Source organism: Alteromonas sp. D210916BOD_24 (assembly GCF_047159385.1).
Classification (GTDB): domain Bacteria; phylum Pseudomonadota; class Gammaproteobacteria; order Enterobacterales; family Alteromonadaceae; genus Alteromonas.
The window spans coordinates 3,009,505-3,031,775 of sequence record NZ_AP038333.1 but is presented as its reverse complement, the minus strand read 5'-3'; the positions used below and the strand labels follow the sequence as shown (position 1 = coordinate 3,031,775).

The window sequence follows — 22,271 nt, the reverse complement described above, 5'->3', positions numbered from 1 at the left end:
TTTCCGTATCAGGAGTAGTTGGTGCATACAAAACAGCTTCACTATTTCATTACCACAGTGCGAAAAGGAAGCATTGCCGCAGCAGCTAGAACGCTGGATATTGCGCAACCGGCGGTTAGTCAGCAGTTAGCTAGCTTGGAAAGAGAAATGAATTCGACCTTGCTGAACCGCAGCTTTGCAGGCGTGTCATTAACGCCGGCTGGTGAAATTTTTTTTGAGCACGCGCAAAAAATTATGTGGCAAATAGAACAGACTAAAGCGGCATTAAGGGAACTTGGAAAAAAGCAACAGCGTCAGATAAAGGTAGGGATGCTCCCCTCTATAGGGAATGTTTTATCGCTCCCTTTACTCAACGAAGTAACACGCAGTTCGGCCCCACTTAAAATTGAAATCAGTACTGTGGCTTCTTATACCATTAACGATTGGTTATCTTCGCAACAAATCGACATTGCGCTAACTTATCAGCAACCTCTTGATGACAGATTTATGGTAATGACGCCGCTTATCCAAGAAGAAATGCACCTGGTTTTTTCAGCTTCGAGTGATCTCGAGCCATACACTTCGCTTAGAGATAAACCCTTTATTACTTTTTTGGAACTCAGTGAACTACCCTTGCTTTCACCAGGAGAAAACGACGCACTGGGCCAGCTAATATTACAATACGAGCGAATGACGGGGGTTTCGTTACAGCACGATCTCGCCTATTCGGGGCAGTTAATGACAGGGCTTCGCCAAGTGATGCAGGGGGAAGGCGTAATGATTTTACCCACATCGGCCATCTTCCATTTGAAAGCCTCAGGACTGGTATCGACGCTAAAAATAACTCAGCCTGAAATGTTGAGAAGCGTGTATGCAGTAACCAGCAAACGTATGTCACAAGATCTTAGCGTAATTCAAGTAATGAACATTGTCAGAAAAGTTGTGGCTCAGGAGAATGCGTTGCAACATTGGTGTGGCACTCTCGAATTTGCAACATCCGCGTTTGCTAAAATAAAATAGTGCTCGTATAGCTTGCTAAACTGTGCGCGTTAGCGTGTAGGCAATTCTATGTCGATAAGTACAGGCAAGTGATCTGACATGGTCCGGGTTTGCGTATTTTTCACTTTTTTTGCACTTCTAACTGTAATGTCTTGTGATACCCAGACCCTGTCCAATGAGAAAACTGGAAAGTGACTGGGGAATGTCGCTCCTACTTTATGTGGAACTAATAACTTATTTAGTGCACTAAATGCTTTGCTGAAAAATTGCCATTCATTGAAGTCACCCGCTAAAAGCAGGGGGGATGAATGCATTTTTAGCCGCTCTCTAAGGAAGCTATGTAATTGTGAAAACTGAGAGCGTCTTTCTAACTTTTTCAGCCCTTTGTGCGTATTGACCACAGTAAAAGATCCTTTTTCAGTGTTAACTTCAACGAGCTGCACATTTCTGGGCTGTCGACCAGTCTGACTGATATCGATGACTTCTTTAGAAAGCACCTCAAACTTGGTTAAAATTGCATTGCCATACCATCCGTCTTTTTCTTTAATCGCAGGTGCAGCTACTAGCTGAAATGTGTTGTTAGCGCAGATATCTATTGTATCTTGGCGAGTTTCTCTATTGCTGGGGCGAGTGTCCATCTCTTGCAGTAAGACGACATCTGCCCCAGTGCTCTTCAGGAACTGTCCTATACGCTTGTAATCGTGTTTTTTATCACGACCAACACCGCTGTGGATGTTATATGATATTACGCGGCACATTTTTCACCTTCGTTAGCACCTTGGGTATCATCAGGGGATAATTCCTGCTTCCTTTCCTGATAGTAGCGGGCAAATTTCTGAGATCCCCAGATCATAAGACCCCACAGGATTATTCCTCCAATCAAATAACTGATGGTCTCAGCCGAAGGGTTTTGCCATATTTGAGCGATAGAGTCACCCACCAACCCTTTTGCGATCATTGGGGGAAACATTCCTAAGAACGTACCAATCAAAAACTGCAATATACCGATGGACGAAATGCCGGCTACTAAATTGACTAAGCTGAAAGGTGCTACAGGTAACATACGAATTGCTGCAACACCCACAATACCACTGCGCTTGAGCTTCTCATCCACTGCGGCAACTTTTGGTCCGCCTAACTTTTTAAGTCCTGCGTCTCCTGACAGTTTACCGATACCAAACATGATGGCCGAACTCATCAAGGCGCCCATAATGCCGTATATGGGCCCCCAAATTGGCCCGAAAATGGCAGCCACCGCCAGTGATAAAATGGTTACGGGAAAGAATAATATTCCGCCGACAACATATACCAACAGTACCGTTGGCAAAGCAAAATAGGTGCCTCTACTTTCCTCTAAGAACGCGTTGATACTATCTGAACTTAACCACTCAATAGATTGACTTGCCCAGAACATCAAGCCGCCCAATACCCCAACGATGGTTAGACCCAATAATATCATGATACTGCGTCGTCTCGGGTTTCGCGCTGGCACCGCTGCACCGTCAAGTGTCGGCATTGATATAAGGGGTTCTTCGGGATCTGATAAGGCGCGAAAGACATTTTTCACCGAGTGTTCGGTAAATACTTCGTCCCTTACTTCAGTCAAAATATAACCGTGAGCTATTTGACCTTGCATCAGCGATTCCACAGGATATTCTGTCTCAAACAGTGCAGGCATGTCATCAAGTTCACGACCAGTGTGCTCTGCAAGCAGGTCGTTGCGAACTTGTACAATGTTGGCTCTATTTTGCTGTGTATTTCCAAACAAGACAGTGTCAATTTCAGTATCCAATGTCATCGAGCGATTACTCAAATTAGACGATCCTATGACGAGGTATTTGTCGTCAATCGTCATTACTTTAGAGTGGATACGCTTATAAGCCTTTCTTCCTTTCATATCTTCGATAGAAGAATAGGTAAGTTTGACCCGCTTGGGATCGATACCGTTTTCTAAGATTTTTTTGAATTCTATACGACTGGCCCAGAAAGCTTCGCATTCAAATTTTCCCTTGGGCTCATAGGAACTCACTATCGCCACACTCAAATTTGGTTTGAGCTTAAGCTGCTTGTTCAGTGCCTCAGCAATTTCCTGACGGGTAGTAAACTGATTTTCGATATAGATAAAAGATTCTGCTTCGCCAATGAGATCCAGCAACATTTGTCGTACTTCTTGCGCCGGCTCGACTTCGTCCATAAAAGGAATGGTTCTGGCCAAAGCACATTGCACGTTTTCAAACATAGGAGGGAACCCGTCGGGCCAAACCTCTGGCAGGGGAGCATCTTCGCTATTGTTTGCCTCTTCTCGAATGTCTATGGGAGTACTATTTGCTACGCGCTGCCAGCGCCAACGTACCAGTTTGGCAAAATCCACCACCACAGGTCCACTGGACACCATTTGCACGTCGTGCAGAGGACCATACTCACCATCCGGTCCGTCCCTTTCTTCAGAAATAACGGGATGATCCCTGGTATCCCATCGGTTGGTGGAAACATCCATACCACCAGAAAAAACAATCTCATCGTCAATGACGACAATTTTCTGGTGTTGGCTCCCGCCCATGGGGATCGTGTCATCTAATTCGGTTTCTACATTATCTGGGGTTTTTTCTTCCCACACTTCTTTGGCCCACATTTCTCTTTGGGCAAAAAAGGCCAACGACGAGTCCCATCTGAGTAGATAAATTTTTATTTCGGGATGTTGTTCGGCTTTCCACTTGAGAAGATCACTTATAACACTTGGTGCTTCGCTTCTCTGTTCATCTTCGTTGCGCAATAAACGTATTCTGCTGTCAATATCCCAGCCCACTATAAAGATACTGTGGGAAGCCTTAACAATAGCGCTGTGCAGTGCCTTGTAGTAATTCGCGCAATCAATGAGTGGGGTAGAATAGCGAGCTTTGTTTTCTACCCAACAGTTTTGACCCGGCTGAAAAATACAGTTATCAGATTTCATGGTGACGTTCCAACTCAATTCCATTGTTTATTATCAAGGCTTATTGCAGGTTCCATTCCTTTTGTTAGTACACACCTGGGTGATTTATAAGTTGTTGAAATATATGGTGTGTATAAGATTGTTCGGGTGGTTTTTGACGAGAGTTAAGGAGAGGCCATTGTAATATTTTCATATAACAACAGGACTTATCTTCACGTTGGACTATACACCGTCGCTGAGCAATATAGCCGTTATATGCCATTACCTTGAACAGCGCAAAGTAACTGTGTCTAAATTACTTTTTGTGAAAAGCTAAACAATGATTCGAACCAAGGGATAATTGGTGTTATGCAGAAAGGGGCAGGAAGCTTACCTTTTGAGGTGCAAGCTCCCGTTAACAGGAGCTTGCTTTTTGATATATTAGAAACGGTATTCGACACCGATACTGGCTTGTTTCAGATCGGTTTCAAAGTTAGTGTCATCTATGTCATCAAATGCTTCTTCAGCGTCTAATTCTGTATCGTAAACAGTGTATTCAGCGTTAATCAGGAAGTTACTTGTAATGGCATAACTGAGGCCAGCGCCAACAAACAAACTCTCGTCGTCGTAGTCGCGGTTTACGCTACCAAAATTATACTCGGTTTCTGACCACAATTGCCCAGCTTTAGCGTAAAGAGAAAAACGCTCAGTCAGCGGCAGGATACCCTTTATCGCAGCAGTATAACCGTCTGTTTGTGCACCGGCTACATCATTTCCGTAGTCACCAAAATCGATATAACCACCTTCAAGAGCAAACCATTCATTGAACTTGTAACCGAAGACGCCTTGCCATACGTCTTTGTCGTCATCGAACTCGTCTTCGCCTTCTACTCTCAAATACCCATAGTTACCGCCAACATAAAAGCCACTGTCCTTTACATCGATACTGTTACTTTGTGCTTGAACACCAAACGAAGCCATTGCGCTGATTGACGCTATAGCAGCGATTCCTGTTAGGGTTTTAAGTGTGTTTTTCATAAGTTCTTCCTCGTACTTATTTAACATTCAATCGACTTCTTAATGAAGTAAATGTGCTTTCAATTTGCACAAGGTCTATATCAAATGCTGTGCCAGCGTAGAACTTTCAAAAACCTGCGTAAATTAATGAAAAAATTTCAGGAAATCGACTTTTCTGAATGATTTTTAAGCGCTTTGATGCGACAAAAACATTGCGTAGAAAATGGACCTTGGCAATTTTTTCGCACACCGTGAAATTGATTCATTGTCTAAAAGGCTGACTACCGAGAATTAAGTCGGCGGCATTGATGAAAATTGTTTTTTCTATATTTTTGATATTTAAGGTTTTTCGTGTTGATTGGAATTTTCAATTGGGTGAATTCATTTTATCAACTGTAAATATGTTCGCTCCCTGTCTATCTTTGTAAACGCACAGGTAAATAAATTGTTAATACGAGCGTGCTCGTATTTTTTAAAACAAACATAGGACGGGATAAGACCATGATCACAAAAAGGTTTAAAAAAACCACGGTATCTGCACTCGTTGCGTTGTCGTTGAGTGCGACAGGCGTCATCGCAAGCGATCAAATGACAAAGCCAGCAGGTGCTAAAGGTTCGGGTATGTCGAAAGCATTTCAGGCCAGAAACAATCAATTTTGGTGGCCTGACCAACTGGATCTATCGCCACTGCGCGACCATGACAGCCGTTCAAACCCTCTTGGTAAAGACTTTGATTACGCTAAGGCATTCTCTAAATTAGACCTGGATCAAGTCAAAAAAGATATCAACGAGTTGCTTACCACTTCTCAAGACTGGTGGCCAGCAGACTTTGGCAACTACGGTCCTTTCTTCATTCGCTTGTCATGGCACAGTGCGGGCACATACAGAACACTTGACGGCCGCGGTGGTGGCGATGGCGGTCAAATGCGTTTTGACCCACTTAACAGTTGGCCAGACAATGGAAACTTAGATAAAGCACGTCGCCTGTTATGGCCAATTAAGCAAAAGTATGGTGAAAGCTTGTCATGGGGTGACTTGATGATCCTAGCGGGCACCGTAGGCATGGAAAACATGGGTTTTGACACCTATGGATTTGCTGGTGGACGTACCGATGATTGGGAACCTGATATGGTGTATTGGGGACCAGAAGTGGAAATGTTGGCCAGTGACCGTGAAGAACGCGGTGGTGAATTGCAACGCCCATTAGGTGCGACACATATGGGGTTGATTTATGTTAACCCTGAAGGTCCTAAAGGTGTGCCTGACCCAGTAGGTTCAGCTAAGAATATTCGCACAGCCTTTGGTCGCATGGCGATGAACGATGAAGAAACTGTAGCGCTTGTTGCAGGTGGTCACACCTTCGGTAAAATGCACGGTGCACACAAACCTTCGGATTGTTTGGAAGCCGAGCCAGGTGGTGCAGGCCTTGAAGAACAAGGACTAGGTTGGAAAAACAAGTGTGGAAAAGGTAACGCTGAAGACACTATTACCAGTGGTCTAGAAGGTGCGTGGACTCAATTACCAACTAAGTGGACAAGTTTGTATCTGCAAAACCTACTTGGTTTTGAGTGGAAGCAAACACGCAGTCCTGCTGGTGCAATTATCTGGGTCCCCACTGATGAAGCTGCACATACTTCTGTGCCAGATGCGCACGTTAAAGGTAAGAAAAATCCGCCAGTAATGACTACAGCAGATTTAGCACTGAAGTTCGACCCTGAATATCGCAAGATTGCAGAGCGCTTCTTAGCTGACCCTAAAGAATATCAAACGGCTTTTGCTAAAGCATGGTTCAAACTTACTCACCGTGATATGGGGCCAAAAGCACGCTACTTAGGTAACGATATCCCTGTAGAAAATTTCATCTGGCAAGATCCTGTACCTAAAGCAGACTACAAGATGGTTTCTGACAAGGATGTGAAAAAGCTTAAGAAGACTATCTTAGATTCAGGTCTAACGGTTCAGCAGCTAGTGAAAACGGCTTGGGCGTCAGCGGCGAGTTTCAGAGCGTCTGACTTCAGAGGTGGAGCCAATGGTGCACGTATCGCGCTAGAGCCTCAAATGAGCTGGGCAGCAAACGAGCCAGAAACAGTTAAAGCAGTTGTGGCTAAATTAAAGGAGATTCAGGAAGACTACAATTCTGGTATCTTCTCTAAGAAGAAAGTGTCACTGGCTGATCTTATCGTTATTGGTGGAGCAGCTGCTATCGAGAAAGCGGCGTCAGATGTGGGTGTAGAAGTAACCGTACCTGTGGTTCCAGGGCGCACTGATGCCACTCAAGAGCTAACAGATGTGAACTCGTTCGCATTGCTTGAGCCAACTGCCGATGCGTTTAGAAACTACTACAATGCAGAAACAAGCTATCGCTCGCCTACAGATATGCTGGTAGATAAGGCCGATCAGTTAAGCCTGACTGTACCTGAAATGACAGTATTGCTAGGTGGTATGCGTTCGCTTGGGGCTAACGTAGATGGTTCAACCCACGGGGTTTTCACTGACAAAGTTGGTACGTTGAACAATGATTTCTTCGTTAATTTGCTTGATATGGGCATTCAGTGGAGAAAGACAGACAACCCGGCAGTGTATGAAGGTGTAAACCGACAGTCAGGTGAAGTGCTTTACACGGGCACGCCGGTTGACCTAGTGTTTGGCTCTAACAGTGAATTACGTGCCGTTGCGGAAGTGTACGCCTATGACAATGCGAAAAAACGTTTTGTTGAAGACTTCGTTGATGCATGGACCAAAGTCATGACACTTGATCGTTTCGATCTTCGCCACGACTTAGGCGCAAAACTGTCTAAATAACATAAAATAGAAAGATGTGAATAACGGGGCTTCGGCCCCGTTTTTTGTATCCTGCTCCCATCGCAAACTCACTGCGAATTAGATAGACTGAATAAGTTACACATCCAACAGGAATGATAATAATGGCAAGGTTGCGACGTTCACTGGTTAATCTAGAAATGCTTTGCGAAGATATTGCATCGCTACCTACTACGCAACTTAATGGTCCACATCACCTTCGCTTACTTCATGCAGTACAGTCAGCGTTAGTGGAAGTGGAGAGTTTGCTTCAGGAAGAAACCGAAAGCGGATTTGTTAAATTTCTCATCGGTACGTCACTTGAAGACGTATTTGCAAAAAAACAAATGGCTGGGGTTTATGCAAAGTTAACCGATTACGTAATAACTGCTTGGGAAGCGACAGCTAAAGCAAATTTAATTATTGCTGATAACTTTGATGAAGGAGCTGATAAGCGGCTTGAACTACTACAAGTTAAAGCGATTAAAGCTAAATCTCAATTAAAGACGGTGGCCAGTGCGATGGGACACGCTGACTATGAAAAGTTTTTACAATTGTTGGGGTTAGGTGCTAAGGAATGGCAATGGGATACCCTTCGCGCAAGGTTTTGACTTCACGCGAAAGGCAATCGTTTTGGTGTAACATAAAAAGTCATTACTAAGGCGTAGTGTTTCGAATACCAATGCCCTGTTCATTGATGACCCTAACTTCGCGTTGCGGGAAGGGTATCTCAATATTATTTGCTCTAAGGGTTTCAAAAACCATCAGTAGCAAGTCACCACCTACACGGTTTTTACCATCATCAACGCCTTCCATCCAGAACTCTACAAACATATTAACGCCTGAATCGCCAAAACTATCTATTTCACAGTCAGGGCGTTCCTCAAACGGAATATTGTCACCGCTAATGACTTGGGGATGTTCTGCTACCGCTTCCTTGATAATATCAACCATGGCGCGAATGTCTGTTTTATAGGCCACTGAAAAGTCGATACGATAGCGTTGCTTTTGATTTTTATGTGTCCAGTTGATAAGTGAAGAGCTGATAAACTTTTCATTGGGTACCAGAATGTCTTTGCCGTCAAACGTTTCCAATACGGCATAGCGCATCTTAAACTCTCTCACAATACCTTTTTGGCCGTCTTCCAGTTCGACGTAGTCGCCGACCGTCAGTGACTTATCGAGTAAAATAATGATACCTGATATAAAGTTTGAAGCGATGGATTGTAAGCCGAGTCCTAAACCAACACCTAACGCACCACCAAATACCGCCAGTGCAGTAAGGTTGATACCCATCACATTTAATAACAGCAAAAATACTACGCAGAACAGCGCTACTTCAAATAGCTTGGCAAAGACTTCTTTGGTGGATACGTCTAGAGACTTGTGATTTCTAATGATGTCTTGACCGATAGCATTCGAGCTTCTTCCTAACCAAAACAACAATGCGCCAAACAGAAGAACGCGCGTTACACCATAGGCCGAAATTGACACATTCCCTACTGATATTGCGATAGATTCGAGCGCCGATGTAAGCAGAGGTAAAATGCCAACAAGATGCAAAAAGAGAATGGGCAAGCCCACCCATCGCAAAAAGCCTGCGATCCCTTTATTTTCAACAAAACCATAAATCAGCGAACTAACAAACAGCATTAAGGCGATGACCACAGCCACTTCGAGCAACCAGGCATCAAACTGGAATTTTGCGCCCAATACGGTAGTTAATTTCAGCAAGCTAATAGTAAGCAGCGGAAACAGTGTTTGACCCAGTTTGAAAAGGAGGATGTGCAAAGAGTGAGCGCCAACTTGGGGGGCTTCTCGGGTATATTTAAAGGGTTTCTTTACCTGGCGCGCGAGGATAAACGCAACAAAGTAAATAACAGCGATGGTCGCCAGCTGGATAAGAAAACTATCAGACAAGACTGACGCTTTAATTAGCGCCAGTTTTTCTTCAAGGTGTAGTATAACGTTCTCAACATTCATGTTTTGTTCTTCACTCGTTAGCCACAACGCAGTGGCAAATAGGTGGCACAGACAATTGCGCGCTTTTTATCCTTTATATCAAATATGGTAAAGCTTTTTTTGAAAATTGCAGGGAAATAATAGCTTCCCCTGCAGACAGCGCTGGAACAGTGACGCATAAAAGTTGTTTAAAACTAACTATAGACAGAAAAAGAATGCTGACCTGTGGGAAGGCGGATTGCTTCTCGAGAACGTTAATTATGTTTAGCTGGTTAATATTTGTGCTGGTGTGGTGCATTGATTGGTGGTAGACTCCGCCCCGATTTGTAAGAGTAAAAAATCGAATAAATTTCCTTTTGAAGACCAACGCATTTCGCTGCAGGTTTTCTCTCTACGCATTTTATCCCTCGCAGTTATCACCATTGTCATCAATGTTTGAACCATAACCGTCTAGGCAAATAACTATTTCAGGAGTTAGTTAATGTCATTTACCCAATTAGGGCTAGCTGAACCGTTGCTAAAAGCAATTGAAAAACGGGGTTTTAGTACACCTTCACCGATTCAGGAAAAGGCGATCCCTGAAATATTAAAGGGCCGAGACGTGTTGGCGGCAGCACAAACCGGAACAGGAAAAACGGCAGGGTTTGGTTTGCCTATTTTACAGCGTTTGATGACAGGGAATAAGGTAGCAGGTAATCAAGTACGTGCGTTAATACTCACCCCCACACGTGAATTGGCTGCCCAGGTTGAGGAGAGCATTCGCCATTTTAGTGAATTCCTTCCGCTTACGACAGCAGTTGTATTCGGTGGTGTAGGCATTAATCCGCAAATGATGAAACTCAGAAAAGGGGTGGATGTACTGATTGCTACACCTGGTCGATTACTCGATTTATATCAACAGAACGCGGTGAAGTTTTCACAGCTAGAAGTACTGGTGCTTGATGAAGCTGACAGAATGTTGGATATGGGCTTTATCCACGACATTAAAAAGGTGCTTAAGTTGTTGCCAGAGAAAAAACAAAGCCTATTGTTTTCAGCGACATTTTCCCCAGACATAACCGCATTGGCTAAAACCATCACTCATGAGCCGGTAAGTATTTCAACCACACCTGCCAATACCACTGTTGAGACAGTGGAACAACACATGGTGACTATTGATAAGTCTAAAAAAACCACAGCGCTTATTTGTCTTATCAAGCAGAAAAAATGGGAGCAGGTGTTAGTATTTAGCCGAACCAAACACGGCGCTAACCGAATTGCAGAAAAGTTAACACGCGCGAAAATTCCCAGTGCTGCCATCCATGGTAACAAAAGTCAGGGAGCACGAACCAAAGCTTTGGCAGACTTTAAATCAGGCGCTATAAAGGTGTTGGTTGCCACTGATATTGCTGCCAGAGGGATTGATATTAGTGAGCTACCCATTGTGGTTAACCTTGATTTACCGAATACGCCAGCCGATTATGTTCATCGCATTGGTAGGACAGGAAGAGCGGGGGCAAGTGGACAGGCGTGGTCGTTTGTTTGTGCAGAAGAGTTACAAAATCTCAAGGACATAGAAACGCTTATACAGAAACTGGTACCAAGAGAAACCTTAGATGGTTTCGAGCCACAGGTAGCGGTCCCTGTTACCACTTTGTCTAAACCCAAAAAGCCGAAAAAGCCCAAGAAGCCTAAAGTGTCTCAAGAGGGAAATGAAAAAACGGCGACGAATGGGAAACGATCTCCTAAGCCGTCTAAAAACACGCAAGAAAGCAAGCGTAGAGAGGGGGCGAACAAATCCAGACGTTCTAAGCCCCGTCGTCATGCTAATGGCAATAATTCACCGAGAAGAAATTCTGTTAGCGGTGCAAAAAAGTCAAACGACTGACCAGGGGTAAAGGTTAACTGCCATCTACGATTTTGATTCCCAAGAGAAAGGATGGTAGTGGCGATACGCGGGCGTAGAGAGCGCTTCGTTTCTCCCGTTTTCTATTTCATCAAGCGCGTGTTCAGCGCGCTTGGTTAAACTCTTTTGTAATTCACTTCGAAATACCTTCACCTCTTTCCATAAGTCATAAAAGCCTTCTGGCGTCTTTCCTTGAATATCTTTCGCTAATTGGGGGGCAAGTGTGTTGTAGGCTTGTTGTAAACGTTCGGCGTGCTGATCGTTGTAGGTAACTTCTTCACTACTAGGATGCCAATTAAGAATAAGGCTTTTTTGTTGAGATGTTAATACGGGAAACGAAGAGAAGTATTCAACATAATCACTATGGGGTATCGACGCAGCGTGTCCCCATTTATCCATAGTTACTCTGTTTAGCAACGCACTTGATTCAGGCTCTACTACCATGACAGTTGGCGTTGCATAGTAAATAGGGTAACTGAAGTGTTGTGTTATTTGTCTTCGGTCTTCTAACAGCCCTACATCGACGAAGATAGTTTCATAATGGGCTTCTAATATCAGTTGCATCTCAGGCGTGCCGAACTGTTTTGCCAATGCAGTGCTGTCATGACACCAAGATGCGCCCAAAACGACTAAAAGCAGCTTATTGGTTTTAGTTGCTTTTGATTGTGCAGCAAGCACATTTTCGTATGGGGTAGGTGACGGTTCAAAGGTGTACTTCGAACCATTTAATGTACTGGCGCAACTACTTAAGAACAAAACTCCAACAAAAGCGAGGGTTAATTTACTGGCGAATGAATGACTCCAGGTGAAAAATTGAATACGGGAAGAAAATTGCTTTATTGTCATAATGGATGCCGAAAATGTTTATATGCTTCAGTAATGTATCACATATTTTAGTTTGAACAGTGTCAAAAACAGCCTAATCGTGCTCTTAAAAAAACGTAATTTATTGGCAGAAATTCCCCCTGTCCTCTATGTAAAAAATCGGTTTCGTGTATAGTTCGTCACCACTGTCTTATTTCTTCACCAGTACACCGAGAGAGCCATGACTGTAAACGTTGACACGCAGACTTTGATTGCATCAATGAAAGATGTAGTAGGGCAAGCCTATTTGTTAACAGACCAAGCGAAAAAGCAACCTTACTGTAAGGGGTTTAGGTTTGGTGCTGGGGAAGCACTGGCGGTGGTTCGCCCCGGTACACTGGTTGAAATCTGGCAGGTACTCAAGCTATGTGTCGCGGCAGATGTTGCGGTTATTATGCAAGCGGCTAACACAGGCCTAACCGGAGGTTCTACGCCCGATGGTAAGGACTATGACAGACCCATAGTGATCATCAGCACTATGCGCATCGACGCCATTCAGATTATCGATAGTGGCAAGCAAATAGTGGGTTTAGCTGGCAGCACGTTATTTGGGTTAGAAGAGACCTTAGCACCCTACGGGCGAGAGCCTCACTCTGTTATCGGTTCTTCTTGTATCGGCGCGTCAATCGTCGGAGGGATTTGTAATAATTCTGGCGGTGCTTTGGTCAAGAGGGGCCCGGCTTATACTGAGCTTTCGCTATTCGCTCAGATAAACGCCAACGGTGAACTTAGCCTGATAAATAATTTAGGCATTCAATTGGGAAATGACCCCGAAGAAATCCTAAGTAATTTAGAGAATAAACGATACAACGAACAAGATGTTTTCGATTCGTCTGCCAGAGCTTCAGACAACGAATACGACGCTCGTGTCCGCGATGTTGATGCTGACACCCCTTCACGATTTAACAACGATGGTCGCAGATTACATGAAGCATCGGGGTGTGCAGGGAAATTAGCCGTATTTGCCGTGCGATTAGATACTTTTGCTATTCCCAAAAAGAAACAAGTTTTTTATGTGGGATCTAACGACGCCACTGTTTTTACTCAGGTTCGCAGAGACATTTTGTCGACCTTTACGCATTTGCCAGATTCTGGAGAATATCTTCACCGAGACTGCTACGACGTATCGAAAAAGTACGGTAAAGACATGTTCATCGTGATAAGCAAACTGGGCGCAAAGTTTATTCCCAAGCTCTTTGCATTTAAGCGTAAATTTGATGCTTTCACCGACAAACTGGGTTTTCTTCCCAATAAAATGTCCGACAGAGTGATGCAATATTTGAGCTACTTGTTTCCAAACCATTTGCCCAAGCGAATGGAAGCATTCAGAGATAAATATCAGCACCATTGGATCCTCGAAATGAGTAACGAAGGTGTAGACGAAGCGAAAGCTTATCTGGATAACTTCTTTCAAAGCCATGAAGGGAGCTATTTTGAATGTACAGAAGACGAAGCGGATAAGGCAATCTTACATCGCTTTGTAGCCGGTGGCGCAATTGGACGGTATCACGTGATGCATAGCAAGAACGTCGGTGCGATGATGACCATTGACGTAGCGCTACGCCGTAACGATCCAGACTGGTTTGAAGTGTTACCTAAGGACATTGATGATCAGATTGACACGAAATTGTACTATGGCCACCTTTTCTGCCACGTGATGCACCAAAACTATGTGTTGAAAAAAGGTGTCGATGCCAAAACACTCAAAGCTAAGATTTTGGCTACGTTTGATGCACGAAAAGCCCAATACCCTGCTGAGCACAATGTCGGTCATGAATATTCGGCGAAACCAACGCTGAAAAACTTTTATCGTGAGCTGGATCCAACAAATAGTTTTAATCCGGGTATTGGCAAAACCACGAAGTTAAAAAACTGGGTCGAGCACAAGGGCGGGTGTTGTTCGGGGCACGATTAAGCGCTTGGATGAGAACTTTAGCGGTAATGAATGCGTGGCTGAGATAACCGTTACCGCTTGTAAGCATAAACACTCTTATAAACATAAATACTATGTTGCCATTTCGTCCATTAAGCCGAAATGGAGTCGCGTACTATTACTTTTCTCCACAGATGCGAACATTCTTCCACAAATTTTTGGTGCAATGGGTGTAACTGGTAGGCGTCTTGATCTTCAACACTGTCAAATAACATAAGCTCTGAAACGTCAAACGAATTATCAATCACATCTCGCACAAGTGTTGATGCAGGAACGCCTACGTGCAATGCCTTAATCTGGGGAATTTCACGTAAACTGTTGAGCCCTGTTATTAGTTTTTCCCTGTCTTGTTGAGAGTCTGGATTTTTTAGCCAGAAATACACCATGTGCAAGACAGGGGGAAGGGAGATAGCTTGAGAAGGGGTGGCATGTGAAGAAGCCGATAACACCGATAACGATGCAAGTGCACCTGCACTGGCTAAAAAGTGTCTACGCTGGTTATCTGCCATGAAATTTATCCTTTCTCAAGTGAATGTCTGATGTGATGGAGCGAGTAAGCCCAGAGAATAAAAAATTATCACCATAAGCCAAGGGTTACAATAGTAAGTGTAGGCTTAAGATCTGACGCTAAAGGTAAAAGACAATACCGTTTTTCTACGCTGTATTAACTGGCATCTCATACTTAGGCGATGAGGGGACTAACAAAGAAGGGGATAGCGCTTAAAACTCCATGTTGGTTTCAAGCGCTTTTATAGGGCAAAGGTCAAAAAGGCTTAGGCTAATCGATTAATTATCGATGAAAAATCCATAGCGGCATTGCCTTCTTCACAATGCATTTCAAACCATTTTGCGGCAAGCTCTCCCATGGGAACCTGGGCGTTCACACCTTTGGCGCCTTGCATCGCTAATGTGAGATCCTTAAGCATCAGTGCAGAGGCAAAACCACCGTTAAAGTCGTTATCAGCCGGACTTTGCGGTCCCACGCCTTTTACTGGACAATAGCTGGTCATTGACCAGGTTTGTCCTGACGCATTAGAGGCAATATCAAAAAATACCTGAGCGTCTAGTCCTAGTTTTTCTGCCAATTGGAAGCTTTCACAGGTGGCTATCATAGTGGCGCCAAGTAGCATGTTGTTACATATTTTGGCTGCCTGACCAGCACCGTGGCCTCCGGCGTGAATGATCTTTTTGCCCATGGCACTAAGCACACCTTTTGCGCGCTCAAATGCATCACTATCACCGCCTACCATAAAGGTTAATGTTCCTCCTGCAGCAGCGGCTACGCCTCCTGAAACTGGCGCGTCGAGCATTTTTAACCCTTTTTCTTGTGCTATCTGCGATACGGTTTTCGCGGTTTCTACGTCAATGGTTGAGCAATCAATAAGTAGGGTATTAGCGCCTACCTTATCAATAATTTGTGAGGTATAAATATCATAGACATGTTTCCCCGCAGGCAGCATGGTAATCACAATATCTGCACCTGCCACGGCATGCTCGGTAGAGTCGGCAATGGTGCACCCTGCTTCTTTTGCTTTTGCAAGAGCTGCTTCACTTAAATCAAACGCAGTGACGTTAAAGCTGTTTTTAACCAAGTTATCTGCCATGCCTGAGCCCATATTGCCCAGACCAATAAATGCAACTGTTGTCATTGTGATGTCCTCTCGAATTAGCCCATGGTAGGGATTACAAACGCATTGTCGTTGGTATCAGAACCATCAGGCCAGCGCTGGGTAATGGTTTTAACTTTAGTCCAGAATTTTACCCCTTCCATGCCGTGTTGGTTGGTGTCACCAAACGCTGAGCGCTTCCAGCCACCAAAAGTGTGGTACGCAACAGGAACGGGGATGGGAACATTAATCCCTACCATTCCCACGTTCACTCGCTGAGCGAATTCTCTGGCAGCGTGGCCATTTCGGGTATACATGGCGACGCCGTTGCCATATTGGTGTTCACTGGCAAGGCTGACGGCTTCGTTGAAATCCTTCGCTCTAACCATTTGCAACACTGGACCAAAAATCTCTTCTTTGTAAGAGCGCATATCTTTTGTGACATGATCAAAGAAAGTGGGACCAATGAAATAGCCTTGACTATCAGCCGGAATTTGACTGGTTCGACCGTCGTACACCAACTCAGCGCCTTCTTCTATAGCCAAGTCAATGTAGCTTTCAACCCGCTCTTTATGGGCAGCTGTAACCACAGGGCCGTAGTGGGCGTTAGGATCTTCACTGTGACTTACAATAATCTCTTTGATGGCGGGAATAAGCTTGGCTTTTAGCTTTTCAGCAGTTTCTTCACCTACAGGTACCACTACGGGTAAGGCCATACAACGTTCGCCAGCCGAGCCGTACGCAGCCCCTACAAGATCGGTAACCACTTGATCTAAATCGGCATCAGGCATGACAATGCCGTGGTTTTTCGCGCCACCCATAGCTTGCACGCGCTTACCTGCGCGCGCCCCGCGCTCGTATACGTAATTTGCAATGTCAGAAGAACCAACAAAACTCACCGCTTTAATGGTAGGATTATCAAGTATGCCGTCGACCACTTCTTTGTTGCCGTGAACGACATTGAGCACGCCAGCAGGCAAGCCTGCTTCAATCATCAGTTTAGCTAGCTCAACCGGCACCGAAGGGTCGCGTTCTGAAGGCTTAAGAATAAACGCATTACCGCAGGCAATAGCAACACCGAACATCCACATCGGGATCATGGCAGGGAAGTTAAATGGTGTAATACCAGCGACTACGCCGAGGGCCTGTCGCATGGAATAGACGTCAATACCAGGCCCTGCGCCTTCTGTGTATTCGCCCTTTTGGGCATGGGGAATACCACAGGCAAATTCAATCACCTCTAAGCCGCGCTGAATATCGCCTTGGGCATCAACTAACACCTTACCGTGCTCGCTGGAAAGCAAGGCGGCAAGACGATCGCGGTTTGCTTCGACCAACTCCTTGAATTTAAACATGACACGAGCTCGTCGTTGAGGATTCGTTGCAGCCCATTCAATTTGAGCGGCTTTGGCGCTTTCAACCGCATAGTCTAAGGTGGATAAGCTGGCTAAGCTTACTTCTGCCTGTATTTCACCTGTATTAGGTGCAAATACTGAGGCTGTCGCCTCATTATTGTCTTCGTAATCTTTACCTGCAATAAAGTGAACAATCTTTCTCATGTCATGGCTCCTATACTTTTTAACAATATTGAAACCTTGTACTTGTAATAGCAATACATATACTTGCAGCTTAGTGCTGTAAAAATGCAGGTAATGATGTGAATTGGGATGATATGAGATTGTTTCTCGGATTGGCGAGGAATGGCCGTGTAGCTTTTGCAGCTAAAGGATTGAAGGTCGATCCTACTACGTTAATAAGACGTGTAAAAAAACTGGAGGATTCGCTTAACTGTAAACTGTTTGAGTTGACGAAAAGAGGTTATGTACTCACGTCACATGGTAGCGAATTGGTGACATATATAGAAAAAGCCGAACATTACTTTTTAGAAGCGCAAAATGAATTGAGTGATGAACGCTCTCATTTGGCGGGTACCATCCGAGTAAGTGTTTCTGAAGGGTTTGGAAGTTGGTTTTTGGCCCCGCTACTCCCTGAATTTAAGCGACAATATCCAGGGATCTGTATTGAGTTAGTTGCAACGAGTGGCTTTTTGAATCTCAGCAAGCGCGAGGCAGACATTGCTATCTTGCTTGAAAAACCGGGAAAGGGGTTGTTGGTCACACAAAAACTCACGGACTATCACCTTTTTCTCTATACCCATGAAAATTTGATTACCCAAGATAAACCGCAGACGCTGCAAGAATTAGAGCAATTCACACTAGTGAGTTATGTGCCGGATTTAGTGTATGCGCCACAACTAAAGTTTATTGAAGAAACCGCACTCTCCCAACTTAGTGCATTGCGCAGTACCAGCATTAATGCTCAGTATCAAATGTTAATGAATGGCGCAGGTGTGGGCATATTGCCCAAATTTATTGCCGAAACCACCAGTGGTTTAGCACGACTTGCAGAAAACGATATTCACATCAGGCGAACATTTTGGTTAGCGAGTCACAAGGAAACCTATTCCCAAGCGCGTTTTCAAGCATTTACACAATGGCTGGTAGACAAGGTAAAACAGCACCAGCACGTTTTTATTGATTAATCCTTGTTTGAGTTACAACAGGCCAAAACTGTGAAGCACGCCAAATGCCAGAGCGGTAATGGGCAAAGAGGCTAGTGTACTGATAGCAATAATACTGGCAGCTAACCGCGGGTCGCCACCTAAAGTCCTCACCATGACGTAACTGGCCGCTGCAGTGGGCGCGATTGAAAAAAACAGGGCTATACCCAGTTCTGTTTTTCGCAAGCCCATTACATAGGCAAGTGTGACCTGAATTAATGGGTGGATGATGCACTTGCTTACTGTGCTTATCGCAATGTTCGACCAGTCACTTGAAAACGAGCGAAATTGCAATGAAGCCCCTGTACAGATTAAGGCTAAAGGAAGTGTTAACTGAGCAAAGTATTCCCCAGTGTGAATCAGTACCTGAGGTAATTTCCATTGATAATAGGAAAACGCTAAAGCGGTAACAATGGCAATTATAAGTGGGTTCTTAGCCATAACTTTTAATTGCTTCAACGGCGATCGCGACGATCCTTGATAGAAATTCAAGATAAACACAGACAGGATGTTAAACAGAATCGTTAAGCAGCCCATATACACTGATGCTATCGCAAAACCTTCCTGATCGTAAATACTGGCGCAGTACGCCAACCCCACTACGCCAATATTGGCTCTAAATCCTCCTTGTACCACTACGCCTTTGGCAGTTTTTGGGGTAACAAAGAAATGTGTAATAACGGCTAGAAGGCTAAATAAAATAAAGGTACCCGCTATGCCAGTACCTATTAGTTTGAGGTTAGCGGCTGAGGAAAAGTCTGCTTGGCTTATTGCCAGAAAAAGAAGGGCGGGTAAAGCAACATTAAACACCAGCGAAGAGCCAGTTTGCACGAAGGCGTCATCTATCCACTTTATACGGTGAAAAATCCATCCCATGCACAACAATATCAATACGGGAAGAAGTGTGGCGGTAATAAAACTCAACATGAATGGGAAGCGAAAACTGGACAGTGGTGATTTTGATGATATCAGAAAACCACGGTATAAAAATTACTTAGCCTTTAGTTGAAGAAAAGATACTTTTTAAGCAAAAAACCAGGTGAATTCACGAAAAGGATCAAATACAGCTAAAAATAATTTTATTACTGCCGATTGTCTTACTATATTTAATTTGCGTTAGTCGCATATGATTTTAAAAACAGTTACCTGTCAGGGAAGCTCCTATGTTCAATAAGCATTTAGTCAAAGAAAATGAAGCACTACGTGAAGAAGTGCATATTCTCAAGCAGATCAGAGAAGGGTTGCGTGAAGAAATGATATTTCTCCATCTTGATGGGAATGGAAATATCGTCAGAGTGAATGACTTATTAGAATCAGAGCTTGGCTACACCCTCGAAGATGTTAAAGGTCGCAATATTTTTGATTTTGTACCAGAGGTTGCTCGCAGTACACCACATTATAAAAAATTAAAGCACGCCATTGAAAAGCGAATTCATTACTATGGAGCATTCGAGTTTCTGCGAAAGGACGGGGAAGAAGCGTGGTTGAGAGGTGTAGTACAGCCTATTTTCGATATGCAAGGCAACATATTTAAATTTTCAGTTAACCTAAATAACCTCACTCGTACCATCGCAAAATCGAAAGAACACGAAGATTTGGTTGCGGCGCTTCACAAATCGAACGCGGTTATTGAATTCGATTTACATGGCAATATTCAAGATGCCAATGAGGCATTCTTGAATACAGTTAAATATAAACTCAATGATATCAAAGGAAAGCATCACAGAATTTTTGTCGATCCTGAGTATGCAAAGACATCAGATTATAAAACACTTTGGGACCGATTATCTCGTGGAGAGTTTGTGGCTGGACGCTTTGAACGTTTTGATGCATATGGTAACAGTATCTGGTTGGAAGCCACCTATAACCCCATTTGTGATTCCCATGGGCGTATGTACAAGGTGGTCAAACTCGCCACTGACATTACCGATCAGGTCGCAAGAGAACAAGCCATATCAAACGCGGCTGACATCGCATATCGTTCATCCAATGGTACTGATCAAGTCGCCACGCGAGGCAAAGAGGTGATTAGTCAATTGTTGGAAGAAATGTCGACGCTGTCGCAACAAATGGATAAAGCTAAAGAAGGCATTAATGCACTTGATTCTCAATCACAGCAGATTGCTACCATAATAGGAAGTATCAGCGCAATTGCTGAACAGACTAACCTCTTGGCATTGAATGCGGCGATTGAAGCAGCGAGAGCCGGTGATCAGGGAAGAGGCTTTGCGGTGGTCGCAGATGAGGTCCGTCAATTGGCTTCACGGACGACAGAAGCAACGGAAGAAATCATCAATGTGGTAAAACACAATCAGTCGCTGGCGTCTGACGCGGTTAATCTCGTCAACGAAGGGGATGAAAAAGCACGCAGTGGATTGAATTATGCCAAAGAAGCTGGGGAAGTTATTGAGCAAATTCAAGAAGGCGCTAAAGAAGTAGTACAAGCGGTGGAACAGTTCAATAGTCGTCTTGGCTAATTTCCACCGTACGCTCGCAAAAAAGGGGAATTTCATAATCGTGCTCTTCTAACGTATTATGATGGTTTCCCTTTTTTAAAACACTTTCTCCATGTATCAAGATTTTCAAGCAGAGTTGGCTTGGGCACGCCTTCATATGCCCCGCACTCGTCAGGCTATAGCCCAAATGCCTGACTTAACAGGCATCAAGTTAGCCTGCAATATGCATTTAGATCTTAAAATGGCGCCATTGGTTGAGGGGCTGTTATCCCGCGGTTGCGACATTTTTCTTACTACCTGTAATCCCACTACTGTTCAAGATGATGTGGTTTCCTATTTGGCTGAGAAAGGGGCACAAAGTCACGCGTGGCGTGATATGACTAATACCGATTGGTCAGCATCTTTTGACGAGGCTTTAGCATGGGGACCTACTCATCTTTGTGAAATGGGAGCCGATCTAACTACCCGCTTTCATGAAAACGTTTCAAAAGGTCGATCTATACCTCGCATTGTGGCAAGTCTAGAAGCGACGGGCTCAGGCATCAATCGTTTAAATGGCATGTCCCCGGAATACCCGATATTTAATTGGGATGATTTACCGGTAAAAGAAGGCCTGCACAACCGCCATATGGTGGGTCTCAGTGCGTGGCAAACGTTTTTTCAAACGACGCATTTAACACTTCATGAAAAAGTTGTGGTGGTGATTGGTTATGGTCTTGTTGGGCAAGGTGTAGCGGCTTCAGCAAAAGCGTTTGGGGCACAGGTGCAAGTGGCTGAGCGGGATCCCGCACGGGCACTACAAGCCAAGTACGACGGTTGGCCCGTAGTCGATTTGGGGGATGCGGCACCCTATGCTGATGTCATTGCCACCGCAACGGGGGCTTATTCAGTGGTAAGTGACAAGCACTTAAACACTATGAAGGATGGGGTGTTTGTATTAAATGTTGGCCATGTTGCGCAAGAAATCGATGTCAGTTACTTAAAGCAACACGCTCAACACAGTGAGCCTATGCCTTATGTGAATGCTTATAAGCTCAACGGTAAAACAATTTATCTTTTAGCTGACGGCTCAATGTTTAATTTGACCGCGGGTTATGGAGATAGCTTAAATGCGTTTGACGTGACGTTGGCGGTAATGGCAAAAGGTATCGGATATATCGTCAGTGAGGGAGATCACAGTAAAAAAGGCGTACACCTGCTACCGGAGTCTGCCTGGAAAGCCGCACTAGCGCTTTAAAAATCGCTTAGATCATATGATGAGGGGGCAAGTATGGTGGCTGCCCCCACGCGCGTTTGAAG

Annotated in this window: 17 protein-coding genes; 8 read left to right on the top strand and 9 right to left on the bottom strand. The window is 44.3% G+C overall.

Annotation, left to right across the window (positions count from 1 at the left end; genetic code table 11):
• The first annotated feature begins 21 nt into the window (after window positions 1–21).
• A complete protein-coding gene (locus ACMCM8_RS13200) occupies window positions 22–999 on the top strand; it encodes a LysR family transcriptional regulator (RefSeq protein ID WP_412723079.1) in 978 nt (325 codons plus the stop codon).
• A 29-nt stretch (window positions 1,000–1,028) separates the two neighbouring features.
• Here the strand turns inward: ACMCM8_RS13200 and ACMCM8_RS13195 are convergent, their stop codons facing one another.
• From ACMCM8_RS13195 to ACMCM8_RS13185, 3 genes are all read right to left on the bottom strand, one after another.
• A complete protein-coding gene (locus ACMCM8_RS13195; RefSeq protein ID WP_412723078.1) occupies window positions 1,029–1,736 on the bottom strand; it encodes an endonuclease/exonuclease/phosphatase family protein in 708 nt (235 codons plus the stop codon).
• Complete coding sequence (locus tag ACMCM8_RS13190; RefSeq protein WP_412723077.1) at window positions 1,724–3,931, bottom strand: VTT domain-containing protein; 2,208 nt, start codon at window positions 3,929–3,931, stop codon at window positions 1,724–1,726. Before ACMCM8_RS13190 ends, ACMCM8_RS13195 begins: the two co-directional genes overlap by 13 nt.
• 399 nt (window positions 3,932–4,330) lie before the next feature.
• Window positions 4,331–4,927 (bottom strand): porin family protein, encoded by a 597-nt coding sequence (locus tag ACMCM8_RS13185; RefSeq protein WP_412723076.1) that lies wholly within the window; start codon window positions 4,925–4,927, stop codon window positions 4,331–4,333.
• Between the two features lie 480 nt (window positions 4,928–5,407).
• Between ACMCM8_RS13185 and katG the strand changes: the two genes are divergently transcribed.
• Window positions 5,408–7,708, top strand: coding sequence for a catalase/peroxidase HPI (katG, locus tag ACMCM8_RS13180; RefSeq protein ID WP_412723075.1), 2,301 nt, complete (start codon window positions 5,408–5,410; stop codon window positions 7,706–7,708).
• A gap of 122 nt (window positions 7,709–7,830) precedes the next feature.
• On the top strand, window positions 7,831–8,316 hold the full coding sequence (locus tag ACMCM8_RS13175; protein WP_412723074.1) for a hypothetical protein: 486 nt from the start codon (window positions 7,831–7,833) through the stop codon (window positions 8,314–8,316).
• Window positions 8,317–8,362: 46 nt separating this feature from the next.
• Here ACMCM8_RS13175 and ACMCM8_RS13170 read toward each other — a convergent pair whose 3' ends face one another.
• Window positions 8,363–9,688: a mechanosensitive ion channel family protein gene (locus tag ACMCM8_RS13170; protein WP_412723073.1), complete on the bottom strand. Its 1,326-nt coding sequence runs from the start codon at window positions 9,686–9,688 to the stop codon at window positions 8,363–8,365.
• Window positions 9,689–10,148: 460 nt separating this feature from the next.
• Between ACMCM8_RS13170 and ACMCM8_RS13165 the strand changes: the two genes are divergently transcribed.
• Window positions 10,149–11,534 (top strand): DEAD/DEAH box helicase, encoded by a 1,386-nt coding sequence (locus ACMCM8_RS13165; protein WP_412723072.1) that lies wholly within the window; start codon window positions 10,149–10,151, stop codon window positions 11,532–11,534.
• 24 nt (window positions 11,535–11,558) lie between these two features.
• On the opposite strand, the gene ACMCM8_RS13160 is transcribed toward ACMCM8_RS13165, so the two are convergent.
• Window positions 11,559–12,398, bottom strand: a complete 840-nt coding sequence (locus ACMCM8_RS13160) for a thioredoxin family protein (protein WP_412723071.1) — start codon at window positions 12,396–12,398, stop codon at window positions 11,559–11,561.
• Between the two features lie 199 nt (window positions 12,399–12,597).
• Here ACMCM8_RS13160 and dld point away from each other — a divergent pair, with 199 nt between their 5' ends.
• Window positions 12,598–14,331: a D-lactate dehydrogenase gene (gene dld, locus ACMCM8_RS13155; protein WP_412723070.1), complete on the top strand. Its 1,734-nt coding sequence runs from the start codon at window positions 12,598–12,600 to the stop codon at window positions 14,329–14,331.
• A gap of 110 nt (window positions 14,332–14,441) precedes the next feature.
• Here dld and ACMCM8_RS13150 read toward each other — a convergent pair whose 3' ends face one another.
• The 3 genes from ACMCM8_RS13150 to ACMCM8_RS13140 form a co-directional block, all read right to left on the bottom strand.
• Window positions 14,442–14,858, bottom strand: coding sequence for a Dabb family protein (locus tag ACMCM8_RS13150; protein WP_412723069.1), 417 nt, complete (start codon window positions 14,856–14,858; stop codon window positions 14,442–14,444).
• Window positions 14,859–15,122: 264 nt separating this feature from the next.
• Window positions 15,123–16,004 carry a 3-hydroxyisobutyrate dehydrogenase gene (gene mmsB, locus ACMCM8_RS13145; RefSeq protein ID WP_412727724.1) on the bottom strand — a complete coding sequence of 294 codons (882 nt, stop codon included), beginning with the start codon at window positions 16,002–16,004 and terminating at the stop codon, window positions 15,123–15,125.
• An 11-nt stretch (window positions 16,005–16,015) separates the two neighbouring features.
• The gene (locus ACMCM8_RS13140) at window positions 16,016–17,515 is read right to left on the bottom strand and encodes a CoA-acylating methylmalonate-semialdehyde dehydrogenase (RefSeq protein ID WP_412723068.1); all 1,500 of its coding nucleotides are present in this window, start codon (window positions 17,513–17,515) and stop codon (window positions 16,016–16,018) included.
• A 98-nt stretch (window positions 17,516–17,613) separates the two neighbouring features.
• Here ACMCM8_RS13140 and ACMCM8_RS13135 point away from each other — a divergent pair, with 98 nt between their 5' ends.
• On the top strand, window positions 17,614–18,498 hold the full coding sequence (locus ACMCM8_RS13135) for a LysR family transcriptional regulator (protein WP_412723067.1): 885 nt from the start codon (window positions 17,614–17,616) through the stop codon (window positions 18,496–18,498).
• Window positions 18,499–18,510: 12 nt separating this feature from the next.
• On the opposite strand, the gene ACMCM8_RS13130 is transcribed toward ACMCM8_RS13135, so the two are convergent.
• The gene (locus ACMCM8_RS13130) at window positions 18,511–19,443 is read right to left on the bottom strand and encodes an AEC family transporter (protein WP_412723066.1); all 933 of its coding nucleotides are present in this window, start codon (window positions 19,441–19,443) and stop codon (window positions 18,511–18,513) included.
• Window positions 19,444–19,679: 236 nt separating this feature from the next.
• Here ACMCM8_RS13130 and ACMCM8_RS13125 point away from each other — a divergent pair, with 236 nt between their 5' ends.
• Window positions 19,680–20,993, top strand: a complete 1,314-nt coding sequence (locus ACMCM8_RS13125; RefSeq protein ID WP_412723065.1) for a methyl-accepting chemotaxis protein — start codon at window positions 19,680–19,682, stop codon at window positions 20,991–20,993.
• Between the two features lie 91 nt (window positions 20,994–21,084).
• Window positions 21,085–22,209, top strand: coding sequence for an adenosylhomocysteinase (locus ACMCM8_RS13120; RefSeq protein ID WP_412723064.1), 1,125 nt, complete (start codon window positions 21,085–21,087; stop codon window positions 22,207–22,209).
• Window positions 22,210–22,271 lie beyond the last annotated feature (62 nt).